This window comes from Paenibacillus xylanexedens (assembly GCF_017874615.1).
In the GTDB taxonomy this organism is placed as follows: domain Bacteria; phylum Bacillota; class Bacilli; order Paenibacillales; family Paenibacillaceae; genus Paenibacillus; species Paenibacillus xylanexedens.
Map to the genome: position 1 here is coordinate 21,883 of NZ_JAGIKV010000010.1, position 20,872 is coordinate 42,754.

Here is a 20,872-nt window from a genome sequence, read left to right on the forward strand (position 1 = left end):
ATCTTTGGCTTTATCAGATACGGCCGGGAAATGTCTGCAATAACTTCTCACATTGGATTCCATCGTTTCAAAAGTTATCTGATCCATCCCTACACCATTCGATTCACATATTGGGCCACATTCACAGCATGATTGTAGTCGATCAGATTCTCATGATGACCTGGAATAGGAGTTGAAGTGCATGTACCGGTCGTCTTGGCATGCCACGACTGTGCATCCGTTAACGGAACTGGACTTTGCTCATCTTGAGCGGTTGCGTACAACAGATGGATGTCGGACTGAATCGGTTCTGCTGAATAGTAGTTATCAAAGGCCACTTCATTGGCCAGACGCACTTTGAGATGTCCGATTCTTCCATCATCTGGAAAGTAATGCATGACTTCCTTTAACTGAATCTCATAGTCTCCGCTAGGCTCGAACTCATATCCGTTGTTGTGTGCTAATTCGGCAAGAGCCTCCATCTTGTTTATTGGACGAATATCCCGTTCATGACTTCTGGCAGGCGCATCCAGAATAATCAGCCACTCCAGCTGCTGTCCTGCATCTTCGATGATCCGTGCCATCTCAAATGCCACATTGCCGCCAAATGACCAACCCAATAATCGGTAGGGACCTATCGGATGCAATTGCGTAAGAACATCGTAATAATACTCGGCCAGTTCCTGGACGGTATAGAGAGGCTCTTCGTCATTTTCATATCCTCTTGGCACAAATCCGTATATATTCAGACCTTCCAGTTGGCTAACCAACTCATAATAATTGATCAGATTGCCGCCACCCGTAGGAATGAGGAACAACGGTATTTCATCCGCACGTTCTCCTTCTTTCAATACAACAATCGATTGATCTTGAGGAAGGTTTCCTTCCCGAATGATTCGCGCGATCTCAGTGACAGTGGAGTAATCAAACAAGGTGATCACGGATAGCTCGGTATGAAATGTTCTGTTCAGAACATCCATTAAACGGACGGCTTTGATCGAATGTCCACCCTGATCGAAAAAGCTTTCATGAAGATGGATGGTGTCTACACCAAGGATATCCATGAAGATCTGCATGACCTTTTCTTCCAGCTCATCCTGCGGAGCAGCGATATAATCCTTCAATGTGCCACGGTCCAGCTGCTTCAGCGCTGGCTTGTCCAACTTACCATTACTGTTCAAAGGAATACGGTCAATCGTAATGAAACGTGAGGGAATCATGTGACTCGGCAGCAGCGTTCGGCAGAAGTTGCGAAGATCCGTACTATGAATCTCAGAAGAAGGAGCTACCTGAATATAAGCACTCAGTGACAGTTCTTCATCCTCTCCCCATCTCTCAGCCAGCATCGCACACTCCTGTATATCAGCGTGTCTGGAGATTACATCGGAGATTTCTCCCAATTCTACACGCATGCCTCTGATCTTCAATTGGTTGTCTATTCGGCCCACAATGTATAACTTGCCAGTGGCGTCGTAATAAGCAATGTCACCCGTCTTGTACATCCGTCCATCCGTAAACGGGTTCGCAAAGAAAGCCTGTTCGGTCTTTACGGGATCTCCATAGTAGCCCCTCGCCAGCCCAACTCCACCAATATACAAATCTCCATGAACCCCGATGGGCGCCGGATTCTGCATTTCGTCCAGAACGTAGATGAAATTGTTCCCGATTGGCCGACCTATGGATATATTTCTTCGAGCACGGAGACCTTCCAACTGCACATTCATATGAATGGTCGAATCAATGGAAACCTCGGTTACCCCATAACTGTTATGCAGATTACGCTCGGGAAGATTGTGGTGGAACGCTGCAACCATTTCGGGTTTCAATGCCTCCCCACTGGAGAATACATCCCTTAATGACGCTAACTGCTCCAGATCCGCCACACTAATTCGCTCCAAAATCATCTTCAACATGCTCGGAACAAAAAAGACGATGGCCACTTCATATTGCTTCAAAGCTTGAATGATCGCATACGGATCACGATGAAATCCTGGTTCCAACAGGGCAACCCTAGCACCTGCCATCCATGTCCAGAAATATTCAAGACCGACATCATCAAAGGTCAGAGTTGTTTTCTGAAGTACTGTTTCATGGGATTCCAGCTTGAATTGGTGCTGCATCCAGCAGATACGGTTCACCCATCCCTGGTGCCGCACAGATACCCCTTTGGGTTTCCCTGTAGTGCCTGACGTATAATAAATAGCTACCAGATGATCAGGCCCCACTTGTGTCGAGGGAACTGTTATCGGCTTGTCCATATATATTTCAGATTGAGATACGTCGATCAGAAGGGCAACATCATCCGGGATCGGCAACGTATTCGTATTGATGAGACAGATGGACGCTCCCGAATCTGTTAACATGTGACGATTTCGCTCCACAGGTGCATCCAGATCCAGAGGCACGATGGCTCCTCCCGCTTTTAACACGGCAAGAAGGGCAATAGGCAAATGCAGCGAACGTTCTATGCCAATGGCTACCGCCTTGTCAGGTCCAATTCCCTTTTCGATCAGAAGATGAGCCAATTGATTCGCTTGACGGTCCAGATCTCGATAAGATAATTCATCTCCTCCATACACCACAGCCACTTGATCCGGGGCTTGAGATACGGATGCTTCAAACAGATGTTGTACACAGATATGATCAGGGTAATCCATTACGGTATCGTTCCATTCATATAGAACTTTCTGTCGTTCTTCATCACTAACGGCTCCAACCCCTACGATTGGCTTCCCTGGATGATCCACAATATGTTCAAGCAACGCTATAAAATTACTGGCCCAGCGTTCGATCGTACTCACGTGGAACAGATCCCGACTACATTCAAACGTACCCTTAATCACATCCCGATCTTCCGTCAAATCCAGTGACATGTCGAATTTGGATGTGTTGGTCTGCTTCAGCTTGATCTCCCTGAACACAGCCTGTTGATCTGTTTGTTCGAAATCTCCCGCCTTCGCCAGACTGAACATGACCTGAAACAATGGCGAATATCCCGTATTTCTGGATTGGATCAGATCATCGAACAACAGATCAATCGGTACATCCTGATGGTCGAATGCATCAAGGATCGTATTTTTGGAAGCGTCCAGATGTTCCAGAAATGATTGCTGATCATTGATGCGGCTTCGCAGTACCAGTGTATTAACAAAAAAACCAATAATCTTCTCCAAATCGGACTGTGGCCGATTGGAGACAGGCGTACCGATCATCAGATCCGTTTCACCCGAATATTTGCGTAACAAAATCGAAAAACAGGTATACATCACCATAAATAGCGTGGAATGATTCTTCTCCGAGATTTCCCTTAATCTGCTGGTAAGAGGTGCCGGAATCGTGAAGTATACGGAAATCCCCTCTTCACTCCGTTTCTGCGGACGTTCATGGTCATATGGCAAAGTGAGCGTATAGGAGTGTCCTTTCAATTGATCAAGCCAGTACCTCTTCTGAGCAGCAAACTCTTTACTTTCCAACAATTGATTCTGCCATACCGAGTAGTCTATATATTGGGTCGCGGAAGAGCTGTATGCCTGCAAAGGGCCTACTCCACGGAAATGTTCATAATAAGATAACAGGTCTCTTCGTATGATCTCGATCGACTGACCATCCGAGATAATATGATGCATCATCAGAACAAAAATGTGGTGGTGATCGTTCAGCTTAAAGAATTTGAATCTGCACAGTCTATCCCGGGTAAAATCAAAAGGGCCATCGGCCCTTTCGACTTGATCAACAATCTGCCTTTCGGCCTGATCTTCCGAATACATCGATAGATCAACCCATTGATAATCCGGTTGTTCTTTCAAAATATACTGATAAGGTACACCCTCTTCGGAATCAATCCGAATCTGCAGTAACTCTTGCCTGTCCACCATCAGTCCGATGGCTTGCTCAAATGCCGACTCATCGAACTCTCCTCTAATCTCATTGGCAAAAATCATGTTATATGCCGTACTTGCTGGCTCAATCTGCTGCTGAAGCCACAACCTCTTCTGAGCAAAAGACAGCGGAAATCGATTGATGTCGCGAGAAGTGCGCTGTACTGTATTGGTCACATTCATCTGACTTAATATTCGATCAATCAGTTCACTTTTGTTCATCACTGCACCAGATTTTTTCACTTAATTACCCTCCGCAGAATATCCATTCGCTTCCAATAACAAATTCTCAATCACTTCGGACAATTCACGAATGGTAGGCGCATCAAATATTTTACGTAGCGGCAGATTAACACCTACCTGTTGTCTGATTCCAGAGATGACCTGCGTTGCGATAAGCGAATGCCCTCCGAGTGCAAAGAAATTCTCATCAATACTAATCTGCTCCCGCTTCAATACCGCTCTCCAGATCTGGGCGACAATCTGCTCAACGGTTGTCGTTGGTGCGGCATATTCCGCCCCGGAACTTACATCCACGTCCGGCAGGGCGTGGTAATCAATTTTCCCATTGCTCAGCTGCGGTAAATGCTCCAGCACTTGGATGACGTTTGGAATCATATATTCGGGAAGTGCGGATGAAATCCACTGTTTGACATCCTGAATCTCTCCAGCGCTATCTAGTTCTACATAGGCAGCCAGCAAAGGTTCTGTCTTCTCTAACAACTTCGCCGCTGCAAGTCGCACATGAGGGTGTTCATTCAGAACCTTCTCGATCTCACCGAGTTCGATCCGGTAACCTCTTAACTTCACCTGCCGGTCAACCCTACCAATGTATTCGATATGACCATCCGGGAAATAACGGACCCTGTCTCCGGTTCTGTACATCACGTTGTCCGGCGCATAAGAATGTGCCAGGAAAGCCTGGTCATTTAAGTGTTCATCTACATATCCATCTGCAAGTCCTTTTCCGCTGATATATAACTCTCCGGCAACACCTGGCGGGACAAGATTAAGGTTCGAGTCCAGCACGAGCAGATTCGTATTATGAATCGGTCTGCCGATCGTTTCATGAACGTTATCCTTGTCACAGATATGATAAGTCGTATCAATACTCGCCTCAGTTGGGCCGTACAAGTTAATCAACTGAGCGTTGGAACCAGCAAAGAAAGCCTTCTGGAGCGGAATTCCCAGTCTCTCTCCGCCGCTGAACACCCTTTTTAACGGTGCTGAAGAGAGGGTTTCTTTTTCCACCAAAGCCTGAAGCATGGTAGGTACAACCTGTAATGTCGTAATTCGTTCCTTATGAATAATATCGAGCAGATAGTCGGGATCAGCATGCTTGTCCGGCTCAGCAAGAACCAGCCTTGCGCCCGTAGTGAGCGGTGCATAGAATTCCCATACCGATGCATCGAAATTAATCGATGTTTTCTGCAATACAGCGTCTTCCCCGCTCAGTGGAAATTCATTGTTCATCCAATGCATATGGTTGCTGATGGCCTGATGTGACACTTTGACCCCTTTGGGTCTACCTGTGGAACCGGAAGTATAGAGGATATAGGCGATGTCTCTGGCATCTACTCCGATTGCCGGTGCGTCCGTGGGCTCGGTCGCAATTGCCTCACCTTCTTCTTCAAGAAATACAGGATTAGCAAAAAGGGAATTGAGCCGTTCATTGTTTTTATTCAACAACAGCACCGTTTCAATGCGGGCATTCTCACGGATATAGGACAATCGCTCATTCGGATAATCCGGATCAAGTGGTACATAAGCCGCCCCTGCTCGAAGCACCGACAGAAGGGCTATGACCAGCTCAGGAGATCTCTCCACGCTTACCCCGACTACATCTCCATGCCCGACACTTTTTGTCCGATGCAGATAGTGGGCAAGCTGTTTGGACTTCTCATGGATTTCCCGGAACGTAAGCAGAGTGTTACCGGACACAACCGCAACCTTATCTGGTGTCTTCAAGGCTTGTTCGTCCAGCATCTCCACCAATGTAGAGGTTGCATATTCCCGAACCTCTCCTTGAAGAATCGATTGCAATGTAAATGTCAGATGATCAGGGATGATATTGGACGATACGGGTTCATCCAGATTCACGTAGGCCTTGTTACAAATATGTGTGAATATATCCGCTACGTAGCCAATCTCTGTCGGAGTGTACTTTTCCTCGTTATATCGAAGAACGATATCTCTGCGATCAGGGTATTGCTGGATATGGAGTCCAAGGTGAACCGGTTCAATCTGTTCCGACTGATACACAACCCGGAACGTGTGACCACCCGATTCCACCACGGATGATGCATCACGACTCTCGAATCCATAGGAGAACACAGATTGACTTGAATTCGATTTGCTAAACATTTTGAAGTCAAAATAATCTGCATATTCTGCACTATCTTTCGCTTCACTCGTCGTTCTTTGGAAAAACTGAGTCAGCGTGTCGTCCTCTTTCAAGCCCGAGTACAGAGGTACGTATCGATTCAATGCACCGACAACCTTCTCCAAATCCTCATCTTGTCGGCCAAGCGTATGTACGCCAACCGTTAGTTCCTTATCCTCGCCCAGCAGATGCAAAGTCAGATTCCAACAGGCGAGCGTAACGTTATCTATTGTACTTCCAGCCTTCTCCGCTACCTTCTCAAGTTCAGCCCACAATTCTGGTGACCCTTCCACAGGGAAACTTGCCATCGTAATACTCGTGGTTCCGCTACCGGATACCATGGACAATTGTTTATCAACATGATCGAACCGTTTATTGTTCCAAAAACTTCTTTCCTCCGCGTGCTCATCATTGGTCAACAGGTCATTCAACCACTCGGATACAGCATAATACGGTACCTCTTCTTCCAAAAGTTCAGGGTCCACCTCAGCCACGATTAATTGTGATAAATCCGCTAGAATAACGGCAGGTTCAATATCCGAGAACTGTGGATCAAAAGCGAGAATCAACACTTTGGAACGTTCGGACAGATCCACGTTAATGGCTTCCAGCGAATAATCACCTGTCCATGTGTCCAACTCCTTTCGGATCAGCCCTTGGATATCCTGCTCTTGAATCGGTTCATCGGAATATGCAGTACGGAATCGGCTTCTGGTCTCCGAATCTACTTTCTGAAGATGGACCCCATAATTGGGATCGGCTTCTATGGAAGTGCGGAGTGTGCTGTATTTCTCGGCTATTCTCTTCACGGCTAATTCAATCTGATCATTGGAGCACTCACCTTCGATGTTAACAGCAATTACACTTGGGACCAGTGATGTTAATCCGTTATTATTCAGTTCATGCAGTCGTTTCTGTTGTGGTGAAAGGGGATAACCCAGCATTACATTTTCCATGTTCAATCCTCCTGCATTTCTAATGTATTTTAAGTTCGAATGTAATTTCCTTCAGGCGCAATTGAGGCTTAACGACTCACGGGTTCTCCCATGGCTACGAGTACTTTTCGATCTCCCTGATACGGGTTCCGTGCATGCGCCACCAGCATATTGTCCAGCATAAGAATATCTCCCTCTTGCCATGGAAAGGCGATCGTGGCATCGGCATAAGCCTGACGAATATGTGCAGCCACATCAGCATCAATTGAAGTTCCGTCTCCATAATACGTCTGGTATGGCAAGCCGCTCTCTCCAAATTCCTCGAGCATCAAGTTGCGAACTTCCTCGTTCAGGCTACTGCTATGCCAGAAGGCAATATGATTGAACCACAGGTTCTCATTTGTATCGGGGTGGATCGTAATGGCCGGTCTCACCTGCTTCGTTGTCAATGTTCCATCCTCGTTCCATTGGCAAGCCATGTTGTTGTCCAGGCAATATTGCTCGACCTCGTCCTTGGACTCCGTGTGGAAAACATACTGCCAGGTCTGTCCGAATCCAGTTCCGTAGTTTCGAACCAACATCCAGCCTTTCTCTGCAAAAACATCCCGAATGTCCGGATCAATGAGGTTATATACTTTCCGTACATCCACAATAGGTGTTTCTCCTCCTTCATCAGCGACAACGATACTGGAGAACCAGATTTTTTTGGGCCATGTCATGACGTAGGACAGTTCATTATGCGGTGCAATGGATTCCTCGTTCGGAAATTCCGTTGACGTATACACCTTGCCCTGTACTTGGGTTCTCGGTGTCGCTCCTTCTTTATAACTGAGCGGTTCGGGGCAGCTTACATCGATGAAACCATAAAAGCTTTCTGGTGTGGTAGTATCAAAACCTCTGAACAGGACGCCACCATATTTCAAAATTTTCTCTTCCACCATATCCTTATTGTTGAGATACCATTGATTCAGATCCAGACCGGATACATTGGGTTTGATTACCAACGGCAGTTCCTGATCTTCCTCCAGAAACGATTGCTTCACAATTTCTTTCTGGATGACCATCTGCGCACCTTTATCAAATTTCTTCTTCATAGTTATTCCTCCTAAGATTTGATTTTGTTGAATTTCTTTTTGCTCTTACTGCTATTCAGCAACTCCATCTTGTACTCGTGGGCCATCACCTCCCAATCATGGCGTACAGCTTGAAGACTCCGTGAGGAATCAGCTGCAATCAGCTTCACTACAGCCATATAATCATGCAGAAATCTCTTCATGGTGGATTTGCCAAACAACTCTGTTTTGTATTCCACCACGGCATTCATGACATGATCAGCCTCGATGAGATTTAATGTCAGATCCCACTTGCTCTTGCCGCTGTGTCCCCACAAAATTTCATTTTGAGCAATATTTAGCCCTTCGATGTTGTACGTATTTTTGACATCAAGTACAAACCACGTCTGGAAGAACGGGGTCAGCCCGGAAGCACGATCCGGGTTCAGCAGTTCAATCAGCTTGCCGAAAGGCATCTCCTGATGATCAAATGCTTCAAATACCGTATTTCTAACGGAAACAATCTGGGCGTCTATGGACTGCTCGGGGTCCATGGTCGTCTTCAAAGCAAGACTGTTGGAGAAATATCCGATCAATCTCTGCACTTCGGCACGATTACGGTTTGCTACAGGTGTTCCCACGACGATCTCGGTTTCACCCGAGTAAAAGTACAGCAACATTTTGTAGGCGGTGAGCATGGTAATGTACAGACTGGCATTGTTTTTCATACCGGCCTTTTTGATCATGTCAATGGTTTGGATCGGAATTTCTGAGAGCAGAATATCTCCGGTATCCCCATTATTCAGCGAAGGCTCCCGGTCATACGGCAATACTTTCACCGATCGGTTAACGGTACTTCCCAACTGGTTGCGCCAATAATTCAGAACTGTCGGAAATTCTTCAGTCATCCATTTTCCTTTTTGCCAATGTGAATAGTCGGAATATTGGATACTCAAATTCTCAGTTGCTGCATTTTCTCCCCTCAGATAAGCATTATAGTATGACCCCAGTTCAGCCATCAGAATATCCTGAGACCAGCCATCGAAGATAATGTGATGAAAATTAAAATAGGCAAAATATTGATGTGCATGGATCCGATACAATCCAAAATAATACATCGGCCCGGTTTCCAGGTTGAACTGGTGTTTGGATTCTTCTTCAATTACACGCTTCAGACTGGCTTGGGAATTATCCCTCAGCGTATGCTGGACCTCAATGCCAAAAGGCTCGTAAGGCCTGATTCGCTGCACGGGTGTATTGTTTTCTACAACAAAATACGTTCTCAATACATCATGCCGCTGCACAATCTGATTCAATGCATAGATGTATGCCTCTTCCGAGAATGCACCTTCAAAAAGGACATGTCCGGGAATATTATATTTGGTGCTCTTCCCCTCGAACTGTTCAACCAGCCACAGGGATTCCTGGTTGAATGACATTACACCTTTGAGTGACGGATCAACTCTGGGAATATCTGTAGACAGGAAGATCGGCTTGTCCATAATTCCGTTCAATACATCCACTTTGGATCTCTTCACTGTGTTTTGTTCCATGCTCATCATGCCTTCCTTTTCTTCCATGACCTGATCCAGATATGAACTTAAGGATTGGATTGTAGGGAAATTAAACATATCGTTAATCGAAAAATCAAAACCTATCTCGGAAAGCCTTGTGTAGATCTGAATCAACTTAAGGGAATCACCACCCCGTTCGTAGAAGTGATCCGTCACACCCACCTCTTCCAGACCAAGAATCTCAGACCAGATGGTAGATATCGTCTGTTCCATGACAGTATTCGGTGCCACATACACATTTTCTTCATCCGATTGTGGCTTCTCTATCGATAACGCCAAGTAATCAATCTTGCCGTTAATGGTAAGTGGAATCGAAGACACCTTGATCAGATGTGTGGGAACCATATACTCCGGCAACAGAGATACCAGATTATCCCGTATCATCCTCCGGGTCACATGTGCATCGCTGACGTAATGAGCACATAACTGACGGGATTGCTGATCCGTCTTGACGCTTACAGCAACATCTCGGATTCCTTTGATCTTCAAGAAAGCTGCCTTGACCTCACCCAGTTCAATTCGATACCCGCGAATCTTCACTTGGTCATCCATTCTTCCGAGGTATTCCATCTGACCATCTTCCCTTAACCGGCATAGATCACCTGTCCGGTACAATCTCTCGCCTGGATGATCCGGGTGTTCGACGTATTTTCTGCCCGTCAATTCGGGTTGGTTCAGATAGCCTCTGGTCACTCCGTCTCCCCCAACCAATAATTCACCCTGAACACCGACAGGAACGTATTGCAGTGATTGATCAAGCACATATATGGATGTGTTCTGAATGGGCTTGCCGATTGGCACATACTCCGTTTGGTCAACATGAGGATTGTAAGTATAGATCATACAGCCCACCACTGTCTCTGTCGGTCCATATTCATTGAAAATGGTAACCTCATGTTTGCTTTGCCGAGTAATATTTGCAGCCAGCGAAGCACTTAAATTATCGCCACCTACAATAAATGTCCGGACATTGGATCTGTCCATAATGTTCATATCCTGAATCAATTGCAGGTGCGCCGGCGTCAGCTTGACCAGATCGACTCGCGGATCCAGGACAACATCAGTAATCAATGCCTTGTTATGAGACGAATTGTATATGATCATTGTGTTGCCCGTAATTAACGGTGTGAAGATGGAGGTAATGGTCAGATCAAACGCGATGGATGAATACAGTGAAAAAGTCGTTTTCCTGTCAGTAACATACGTCTGACTCGCCCACCATATATAGTTCGTCAATCCCTTATGTTCCACCAATACCCCCTTCGGTGCTCCAGTTGACCCTGATGTGTAGATGACATAAGCAAGATCCTTCATATCTATGGTCAAGTTCAGATTACCTGTTGATATATACCCATCATTACCTTCAAGAATATGAATGACTTTTAGACTGTCCGACATATGGATACGCTGATTAACCAGGACAAACCTTACCTGAGAGTCTTTCAAAATATGATGAATTCGCTCATCGGGATACTCGGGATCAATTGGAATGTAAGCACACCCGGCTTTCATAACAGCCAGAATCGCGATAACCATCTCCATACTGTGGGTTGCAATAATGCCTACCAGTTCTCGTTGCTTGATTCCTCTGCTGATCAATGTCGTAGCCAAGCCGTTAGCTCTGGCATTCAATTGTTCGTAGTTCATCTCCTGATCCCCCAGGATAAGTGCTGTATGTTGAGGGGTAGCAGCTGCCTGTTCTTCAAACAACTGGATGACCGTTTTGTCGCTAGGATAAGACGCCCTGGTATCATTAAACTCGGTTAGCATCGATTGTTTATCGGCTTCGCTTACAATGCTGATCTGTTCAATTCTTTGTTCAGAATGCTCCAGAATGGCTTCCGTAACCGTAAGAAACTGATCGAGCAGATTGTCCATGAACGATTCACTGAACAGCTGGGTCCGATAATCCATCTGAAATATGATACGATCCTCATTGATTTTTTCAATAATGTTGATAAGCAGATCATTCGTCTCATGTCCGTTAAACTTGTTGTCCATATAGACATCATGTCCTTGCATCTTGTCAAAGCGTTCTGGACGATAGACCAGTGATATGCCGAACAGTCTGTTCAGTTCCGGTAAGGAGAGCGACTCTCTCAGATCACGGATCAGCTGATTATACGGATATTTCTGATGACGCAATATTTCTTTTTGTTCATTGGAAATGCGTTGCAGCAAGGTTACCACGGTTTCAGAGGGTACTACCCCGATCCTGACAGGTATGGTTGTGACAAACATGCCAATCATGTCTTTATCTGTTTTACTAGTTCGGTTCGCGTAGTTGGTTCCAACGACCAAATCGGTTTGGTGAGTGAGTTTATTTAGCAGAATAGCTAGAGTTGAGAGAAAAAAGGTAAATACGCTGACATTCTTCTGACGACAGAAATCTTTCAAACGTACATACATGGAGTGATCCATATTCATCGTTTTTCTTCTGGCTGTGGTGTGAGTTAGAAGGGGATTGTGCGCTTTCAGTTCCATAAATTCGGGAATCGTATGAAACTTCTCTCTCCAAAAGGCCTGATCTTTCTCATAGCGTTTGGAAGCGAGATATTGTTGTTCACTATTTATATAGTATTCATAATCGTGAATCGTAGATTCAATCCTGCTTGTATTACCATCTTTCAGTTCGGCATGATAGGTTGCCGTAATCTCATTCGTCAACTGGAATAATCCCAGGCCATCACAGATGATATGGTGAACCTGAATGATGTATCCGTATTGTCCATGACCCTCATACGTATAAAACTGACATAGATCTTCACTATGTACATGAATCGGATGGTTACCCACATACTCAGTCCATGTCACACCCGTCAAGGCTGGATCTTCATGAATATGCTTGAGTGATCTGTACTCATAAGGTTGGATGTATTGTTTATTCTCACCTTGATCCAGTATAATCCGAGTTCGAAGCAGTTCGTTATTCTTCAAAACCCTGTTAATCGACCGCTCTAACAAGGTGAAATCGATCGGTTCCGGTATGCTCATCTTGGATGTAATCATCCATACATCTGATTTTGGATATAACATTTCCATGTACCATATTCTTTGTTGATGCTCTGTTAAAGGATGCAGATCGACACATACATTTCCCATCTAATTCTCCTTTATATATAATTTATCCTAAAATAAGTTAATTACAACTTATCATCCCACCCACATTTAATCAATAACTATTTTATTTGTTTTTTTAACAATTTCTTATATAATTCGACATCAAAATACCATTTTCAGCGTAGAAAGAATGAAAGTCCCATCCAACCTTTCTACAAGATTTCCACTTCCCTTTCATTATTCGGTAAAGTTCGAACAAAATGAAAAGCCCCGTGATTGATACAGAGGATCTGCATCTGACCGCGGGACCAATTTACGTGAATGATTCTTCCAAACTTCAGTGCTCATGGATCTTGACTAGCCTAGGGTGAATTGGAACAAATCTTAGCAGTCGACTACCTTTCCGAATTGCTCTGCCTTTTCTGTCATTATCCTCGTTAACCTCGCTCTTAGTCCGCTCATCCACTCCGGCTCATATGACCACTGCTCTGCAACAGATCGAAGCATACGCACATAACCGTACAAGTCGGCAAAACGACGACAAGCGGGGAACATACTCTCCAGATCATAACGTTCTCCTGCCTCGGACCAGTACCCGTTCAGGAACAATTGCTTCTTCTGCTCCCATTGTTCAGGCTCGATCTCCTCACGTAGACTATCAAGACTCTGTTCCACGTCCATTGCGTACCAGTGATACATCGAGTCATCAAAATCAATGGCATAACAAGACTGGCTACCTTCGTCATAGAAGACATTGTCCAGTTCAAAATCGTAATGGATGAGACCGAAATTTTGCTGGGTCATCGGCCAAGTCGCAAAATACGTTCGAAGAAACTCCACCTCATTCAAAGCAGCCGTTTCACCAGGAAAACCCTTCAGGATCTCCTGCATCCAATCCAAAACATCCGTATAGGTCCAGCGTTTCTCCTTCTGCTCAGGCATGAATGCGCGCGATAGATGATGCAGCTCACCCAATGCCTGACCATAGCTGTACAGGATGGAGTCATTCAAATCAATGCTTCCTAACTGCGATCCAGATACTCGCTTGAATACGGAAGCATAGTACGTTCCCCATGGGGTGTGAGCCTCTACAAGTTCTGTTCCTGAATGAGAAGGTACCACCTCCATGGCTCCATACTGATTCGTTCGAAGATAACGGAGGAACTCCAATTCCGCGCGAAGGTTGATTTGATTTTTTTCCTCTACCGGGGCAAAACGAAGCAATCTCACTTCTCCCTGATCTCTGAACGGATACACGGCATTGGAGGATATGCGATAATACTGAAACATATCCAGCGACTCAGGATCATAACTCCAATTCTTTAGAATCATCTCGGCAAGGTCTTTATTTTGGAATAAATATTTTAATTTTAACATGGACATTTCTCCTTTTTGATCGTTTTATGTGCATTGCTTGTAGGCAACGAATGTCTATTTTTGCCCGCAAAAAGCCGCAGGCTATGCCTGCGGCTTTTAAAAATTCTGAGTATATGAGAAATTTGCACAAGCAAATAAACCTCGCATACGCCAGAAAAAATGAGCAGTTATATCCCTATAGATCAGCAGATCTCAGATCGGACTGGGAAACTGGATGTGTCCCACACTGTATCTGAATGATCTGCCGGAATTATTCAGTTTATGCTTACCTTCATTGTAGTAATAGAACATACCATCTTAGACCGTCGTTTCATGACGCTCACTCCCTTCAAAAAACCAGTTGTTACCATAATAGCCGATAAGCCAAATGTAAGCAATTACAAAACGACGATAATCCCATCATTTTTTACTGGACAACCATCACCCGTTCCACCGTCTCGGTGTTGTCCTTATACCACACCATCACGATGTTTTCTTTTTGAAGATCAGACACTTGAATGGACGAATTCGCACGTGGGCTGGAATTGCCCGAACCCGGCGTCCCCATGCCTTCAGTGATAGCAACATCATCACTTATATTCAATTTCATCTCCATTCCGGTATCCTTCCACTCCATGCTTGGAGATGAGGTATCCTGCACCTCAAGTAACGCCAGCGTAACTGTGTTTCCATTCACGGAGATGACTCTACCAGTAATGTCGGCATTCATCATCCCCTGCGTCATGCCAGGACTGCCTGTTCGATCATTCATGCCCGCGGTGCCTCTTCCACCTCTCGGTGTTCCTCCATTCATGCCCAGGCCACCACCATTCGGCATACCGCCACCGTTCATGCCTTGCACAGAACTGGTCTTGGTAATATTCTGGGCGGTTATAACATCACAGGCCGTAAGCATAACCGAGCACCCCAGCAAAAGGAGTATTGTAACCGATGTGAAATATTTATTTTTTCGCATATGATCACCTTTTTCTCAGGGAATATCTCTCCAAGGTACCTTTACGATGGAATATGAAGTCATACGTATCTTTGAAACCCATATAGGACAGCACAACCAACAACGGATATACAGGGTAGATGTATCTGGACTTAATCTCCCACAGAATATAAAATCCGATGAATCCGAGAATGACCAGGATTAAGGAGACTTCATCATATCGTTTACGACGAATTCCACCGACCAACCGGATGAGAATAAAACAGTACATCAAGAAATTCATCACATATACAATCCAGAGCAAACCTGTCCGATAAGCCGAACCCCCTTGCAACAGTTCTGTTATCGTATTGGTATAACTATAGGAGCCTGCGATTCCACCTCCCCTTCCTCTTCCGGCACCCATGGAACTTTCATTGCCGATTCCGTAGCGGTCCATCTGGTATGTCCCTTCGGTCCAGGTCCATATGATCTTTTTGTAATACATCTGCACCAACTCACTCGCACTTGCTTCAGACAGCTTGTTTCCAATCTCTTGTTTAAATAATGCTGTGCTCTCTGCCTTACTGTAGTTCGCCTGCCTCTGGTAGATCTGATAACTCTCCATATTGTCCCAGAAGCCAAAACGCTCCAGATTAATTCCCATATTCAGCCACATATAGACCGGTGCGGCATTCTCTCCAACAGGTGCGCTCACTGCACCGGAAGACTGAAGAACCGCATTCTGAGTCCAGGTTGGTACATTAAACAACATAGCCAGCACGCCAATGGAAATGATGACTTTCTTCGTTCCGATGCTCCGCAAATTCAGCAGGATAGTTACGATGGCAGCAATTAGCACGATCACACCGATGCTTCGGAAGTAGTTGCCCATCGCGAGAAAAACGGCAGCAATGACGATTGTTTTCCAAGACTTTTCACGTACAAAACGAATGATAAAGTATAAACAAGATGTCAGAAATGCTGTGGCAATCACATCGTTATAGATCAGGTTGTTCAGGAACAAGGACGGCAGGTACGTTGCTGCAAATATCAACACACCGTAATCACGTTCCGTCGATCTATCGTTCACTTGTTTGTAGATAAGATAAATCATGAACGTTGTTAACGTTGAAAATAAAATGTTAAATAGTTTGATGACCAGATAGTTATCCGGGAACAGGTACAGCAATGTCTTCAGGTACAACACGATCGAGTAGTTAAACGGGAACATATGCAGATAACCACCCGTTTCAAACGAGGCGTAGTCTTGGTCATACAGCATGTTCATGGCCAGTGAAAGAACGGTCTGTGAATCATCGGTGGGTACTCTCGGAAATACAAAAATGATGATGATCTGAATGACCAGAGAACATAACAGCACAATCGGAATAACAACCTTCGGGCTGTATTTGTTCAGTTTCAGACACAGAGCATATAACCCGACACCTGAACCAAGAAGCAAAAGAATGACCGGGAGAAAAACACTCCACTGCTGCATGCCCAAAATGGGATTGTCCCCATACAAGGCGTAGTTGTACTGTGCCCGAACCAACAAGGACGAGGCAATAAACACCGCAACAAACACGAGCAAAATGAGATAAAACGACTTATGCAGCACCTTAGACATGCAAAAACTCCTTTTCGATTACAGGATTCCGTGAGTATTATAATGGCTCTGGCTGAAAAATCGCTGAAAGGGAGTAACGCTTGCAGTCGGTGCAGATCAGTATGTGTATACAAACAGAAAAAGACCGTCCCTTCGATAAGGTAACGGTCTATAAGTCCATTTTTTGAGAAGTACAGGGCCTTAGCTAATTGTTGAAGATCACTTCTCGTCCTTGATAAACTCAATGATATCCTGGATCTCACAATCCAAAGCCTCACATATTCGATTCAGCGTATCGAACTTCACACCATCGGTTTCTTCATTATATAATTTGGCAATCCCATTTCTATGTAATCCGGTTAGTCGGGATAAATCAGCAATATTAATTCTTTTCTCACCCATAATACGAGATAAATGAACCTTGATCATACGAATTCTCCTCCAGATAGCATAAAGAGCAGATGATACAGAGTTGCAGAATTACTTATATCAAAACTTAATTCCCACACGCCTTAAACTATTGTACAAATATTTAATTTTCATCAATCATCTTGATTATATCTCCTGGCTTACATTCCAATGCAAGACAAATTCGTTCAAGTGTATCGATGGTGATGGATTTGACCTCAGCACCATTACCCGTTACCCACTGACCTATTGTGTTGGGTCGTACACCGGATTTTTTAGCTAAAGCGTACATGGTCATTCCTTTATCTTTGAGAACCTCGTCGAGAGTAAATTTTATCATCTATGAACATCCCTCAATATTTATTTTATATCACATTCAATAACTCTTGACGATATTAACTCGGTGAGTTAATATAAACATAACGCAACGAGTTATTATTAGTCTATACATATAGAAAGTAGGGAGAAAAAATGCTAGAATCTCTGGAATCTTTAGCAGAACCGTTAATCCGAACGCGCTTAGAGTTATTATACAACAATTTATCTCACACGCAGCCTGATTATACCCAACTATCTAAAGAATCTGATCATTACTTTCAGAATATTCGCCAAGCTTTACCGGAGCAACTGAATCAAACCCTTTTTCTATATGAAGATACTCAACTCTCCATGCAAACACTTCTGGAAAGAGAGATTTATTTACAAGGGTTTCGGGATGCCCTTCAGCTAATGAACGAATTACATATAAACAGCTTCTAACAACTGGCTTCTTACAAAATATGCTATAATCAACAAAGCAATAGAATAGGCTTAAAGTGCGTGTTCAAAAAGATCGGTTTTCAGTACCGAGAAGATGGAATGAAGCTAGAAATGGAGTAGCGGAGCGTAGGGAACTACGTGAGCAACGGACATTTCGGCTGAATTTCAACTTCGATGCTGATGATGCCACTAGGTATCCTTCGTAATCAAAAGCGGACTTTTTGAACAACCTCTTAAAGGGTCGGTCAGCTACCTCGCCATGAAGGGAGGAATGCCTTGTGACAGTATTTGAAGCAATTATGTTGATGCTTACCTTTGGTTTGCTCATCGTTGCTATTCTGTCCAATACACACAAATAGACCGCCCCCCTCGCAAAAGGATGCGGTCTATTGTTGATCATCTTTCTAAGCGAAGCCCACCGCCCTTAAAAGCGGCTATTGCTCGGAGGAGTCGTGTTACCAGCACGGCTCTCTTTGCATTTTACGTCTAATCTGCTCTTATTATACCATACTCAAATCTCCGGCGTCACATGTAAACCACGCTAGATACGATACATTTCTTTATACTCATCCACATATAAAACTTCAATACAATTAGACCAATTCAGAATCGAACCGACAAAATCCTGAATGTCCAGACTCGGCATCTCATACGTCTCCGCTGTGTTCACCGAACCTGTTGCGTCCTCAATCAAGGTTACCTCTGTTCGTAATCTACATGGTTCATGTATATGATTAGCTCATGTTGCTGTTCAAAATCAGCGATAACCGCTTCAATCTTGCCCAACTGAGCTGTGAGATCCGTTTTTACCATTTACTACTTCTTCTGCTTCTTCTCCAGAGCTTTTTCCACATTTTCTTTCACCCGAAACGCCACAATCCGGCGGATGAGATCCTCTGGCAATGGCTGATCCAGTGGAAACTGGACAGATCCCTTAGCCCCTTTGTACTTGGAGAGTTCCTCCTTGAACGCCAGAACCCCACTCGGAGCAGGGTAAAAGCCAATATGATGCTGGTAAGCGGCAAAATGAACCAAATTCCCATGCTGTGCATACGTAGGCATCTTGTAACTGATCTTCTCTTCGGCGTTCGGAGCCGCTTCACGAATAATCTGTCTTAACGCCTGTAATCTCACCTGTACATCAGGGGCAAACTCCGAGATATATTCATCTACCAGCACTGAATAATGGTTACTCTCAGCCATCTTGGACTCCTTCCACCATGGATACATCAATGGATCCGTGGTACGGGCATATTTGCTTATATTGTACTTCAAATGGACAAGCGGAACAGCTAATTTCCTGCAACTTGGAATGTTAAATTTGATTTTTAAGTGAACTAAGCCTTATAATACGTTTAAACAATTAAAAATTATAACGGAGTGAGCCATGAACGAGTCGATGGGTAACCAAAAAGTTATTAATATTTTCGAGAATCTAAGTCCCTATCTTCAAGGATTGGGAGATCCTGTTCGCCAGCGAATCATATCGCTGCTCATTGATCAAGAGAGCATGAACGTATCGCAAATTGCAGAGCATGTCCCCATGTCACGCCCTACGGTCTCTCATCATTTGAAAATATTACGTCAATCCGGGCTGTTATCGGTTCAGAAAAAAGGTACGGAGATGTATTACAAGCTGGAGTTCAACGATGCGATCGAATTACTCAAACAGCTCGTTCATCTCGTGGAAGTGGAATGTCAGAGCTAGCGCATACCGCGCTGGTGAACCGCATTCCTTTTCTTCACTCTATTATGTTCATTAGTTTAAACATATAAGTACATAAACATATCAACGGAGGTTTATCGAATGAATAGAAAAAGAGTTCTTATCGCTGGGGGCTATGGTGCTGTAGGTGCACAACTTGCTCGCATTTTGCATGACAGGCATCCTGATCTGGAATTGGTACTGGGAGGCCGTTCTGCGGGTAAAGCAGCACCTTTTCCATCCAATCGTGTCCAAACGGTTGTTGTTGATACCAATGCAGACGATCCACTGATTCACGCAGGAGAGAATATATCGTTAATCATTAATGCAGTGAACGATCTGGATGATCGACTACTGGTGTCGGCCGTACGGAGAAAAATTCCCCTCATCGATATAACACGCTGGACTGAGGTGTTCAATCAAGCGATCCGTACAATAGAGCAGGAAGAGCTTCATGCTCCGGTAGTGCTGTCCTCTGGATGGATGGCAGGAACGGCGTCACTCTTTGCCATGATACTTTCTAACTCTCTGCAACATGTCGAAGTAAACATTCATGCCCTATGGTCGCTGCGGGATAAGGCCGGCCCTGATTCGGCAGCCTTCATGGACCGGATGAGTATTCCTTTTCAGATATCCGAATCCAATACACATCGACTCGTCTATCCCATGACAGATCCGATCAAAGTTCATTTCCCGAACGGGTATACGACTCCATGTTACAGATTGGATACACCCGATCACGTCACTTTGCCTCATACCAGCCATATCGATTCCGCCAGTTTCCGCATTTCATTCGATAGTAAAGTATCTACCTATGCACTCGCCGGATTGGTCAAAACCGGAGTATGGAAGATGATCAGTGGTGAACGTTTCCAGCCATTCCGGCGGAAATTGCTCTATAATCCGGGAACCGGGAGTGCACATCATCTCGTCATTCAATTGAAAGGGCTGGATGCAAAAGGAAACGAAGTTAAACGAACGATGACAGTCTCTGACCCACTCGGTCAAACTCATATGACTGCACTCGGCGCTGCGGTGCAAGCCGAGAAGATACTATTGATGCCAACGGACAAGCCTAGGGCTCCAGGCATCTATTATCCTGAGCATCTGTTCGATGACCGAATGGACATGGATGCGGTTACTCATTTTTTCAAACAATACGGCGTTCAAATATCCCATTCCTGATATCCAGACATAACAAAAAATCCGCGAAGCCGCTCACTGCAAACAGTGGGACCTT

General features: G+C 44.6%; 14 protein-coding genes and 1 pseudogene. 4 read left to right on the top strand and 11 right to left on the bottom strand.

Going from position 1 to position 20,872, the window contains the following annotated elements:
• Positions 1-89: 89 nt before the first annotated feature.
• From J2Z28_RS14740 to J2Z28_RS14780, 9 genes are all read right to left on the bottom strand, one after another.
• The gene (locus tag J2Z28_RS14740; RefSeq protein ID WP_211083050.1) at positions 90-4,100 is read right to left on the bottom strand and encodes a non-ribosomal peptide synthetase; all 4,011 of its coding nucleotides are present in this window, start codon (positions 4,098-4,100) and stop codon (positions 90-92) included.
• A complete protein-coding gene (locus J2Z28_RS14745) occupies positions 4,101-7,196 on the bottom strand; it encodes a non-ribosomal peptide synthetase (RefSeq protein ID WP_211083051.1) in 3,096 nt (1,031 codons plus the stop codon).
• 68 nt (positions 7,197-7,264) lie between these two features.
• A complete protein-coding gene (locus tag J2Z28_RS14750; protein WP_211083052.1) occupies positions 7,265-8,269 on the bottom strand; it encodes a TauD/TfdA family dioxygenase in 1,005 nt (334 codons plus the stop codon).
• Positions 8,270-8,280: 11 nt separating this feature from the next.
• Complete coding sequence (locus J2Z28_RS14755) at positions 8,281-12,903, bottom strand: non-ribosomal peptide synthetase (RefSeq protein ID WP_211083053.1); 4,623 nt, start codon at positions 12,901-12,903, stop codon at positions 8,281-8,283.
• A gap of 342 nt (positions 12,904-13,245) precedes the next feature.
• Entirely contained in the window at positions 13,246-14,238 is a 993-nt protein-coding gene (locus J2Z28_RS14760; protein WP_211083054.1) for a phosphotransferase enzyme family protein, read from the bottom strand.
• A 406-nt stretch (positions 14,239-14,644) separates the two neighbouring features.
• Complete coding sequence (locus tag J2Z28_RS14765) at positions 14,645-15,193, bottom strand: hypothetical protein (protein WP_211083055.1); 549 nt, start codon at positions 15,191-15,193, stop codon at positions 14,645-14,647.
• Between the two features lie 4 nt (positions 15,194-15,197).
• Positions 15,198-16,781 carry an ArnT family glycosyltransferase gene (locus J2Z28_RS14770; RefSeq protein ID WP_211083056.1) on the bottom strand — a complete coding sequence of 528 codons (1,584 nt, stop codon included), beginning with the start codon at positions 16,779-16,781 and terminating at the stop codon, positions 15,198-15,200.
• A 198-nt stretch (positions 16,782-16,979) separates the two neighbouring features.
• Complete coding sequence (locus J2Z28_RS14775) at positions 16,980-17,189, bottom strand: helix-turn-helix domain-containing protein (protein WP_036668302.1); 210 nt, start codon at positions 17,187-17,189, stop codon at positions 16,980-16,982.
• Between the two features lie 103 nt (positions 17,190-17,292).
• The gene (locus tag J2Z28_RS14780; RefSeq protein WP_211083057.1) at positions 17,293-17,508 is read right to left on the bottom strand and encodes a helix-turn-helix domain-containing protein; all 216 of its coding nucleotides are present in this window, start codon (positions 17,506-17,508) and stop codon (positions 17,293-17,295) included.
• A 131-nt stretch (positions 17,509-17,639) separates the two neighbouring features.
• Between J2Z28_RS14780 and J2Z28_RS31215 the strand changes: the two genes are divergently transcribed.
• Both J2Z28_RS31215 and J2Z28_RS31810 read left to right on the top strand, forming a co-directional pair.
• Positions 17,640-17,927 carry a DUF6809 family protein gene (locus tag J2Z28_RS31215; protein WP_244988309.1) on the top strand — a complete coding sequence of 96 codons (288 nt, stop codon included), beginning with the start codon at positions 17,640-17,642 and terminating at the stop codon, positions 17,925-17,927.
• 278 nt (positions 17,928-18,205) lie between these two features.
• Positions 18,206-18,286 carry a putative holin-like toxin gene (locus J2Z28_RS31810; RefSeq protein ID WP_367399886.1) on the top strand — a complete coding sequence of 27 codons (81 nt, stop codon included), beginning with the start codon at positions 18,206-18,208 and terminating at the stop codon, positions 18,284-18,286.
• Between the two features lie 182 nt (positions 18,287-18,468).
• Here J2Z28_RS31810 and J2Z28_RS14785 read toward each other — a convergent pair.
• Positions 18,469-18,630: pseudogene (locus tag J2Z28_RS14785) on the bottom strand (cysteine hydrolase); the annotation flags it as partial.
• A gap of 113 nt (positions 18,631-18,743) precedes the next feature.
• Positions 18,744-19,130 (bottom strand): iron chaperone, encoded by a 387-nt coding sequence (locus J2Z28_RS14790; RefSeq protein WP_211083058.1) that lies wholly within the window; start codon positions 19,128-19,130, stop codon positions 18,744-18,746.
• A 184-nt stretch (positions 19,131-19,314) separates the two neighbouring features.
• Here J2Z28_RS14790 and J2Z28_RS14795 point away from each other — a divergent pair, with 184 nt between their 5' ends.
• On the top strand, positions 19,315-19,635 hold the full coding sequence (locus tag J2Z28_RS14795) for an ArsR/SmtB family transcription factor (protein WP_074093588.1): 321 nt from the start codon (positions 19,315-19,317) through the stop codon (positions 19,633-19,635).
• Positions 19,636-19,734: 99 nt separating this feature from the next.
• Positions 19,735-20,817, top strand: coding sequence for a Rossmann-fold NAD(P)-binding domain-containing protein (locus J2Z28_RS14800; protein ID WP_211083059.1), 1,083 nt, complete (start codon positions 19,735-19,737; stop codon positions 20,815-20,817).
• The last annotated feature ends 55 nt before the right edge of the window (positions 20,818-20,872 follow it).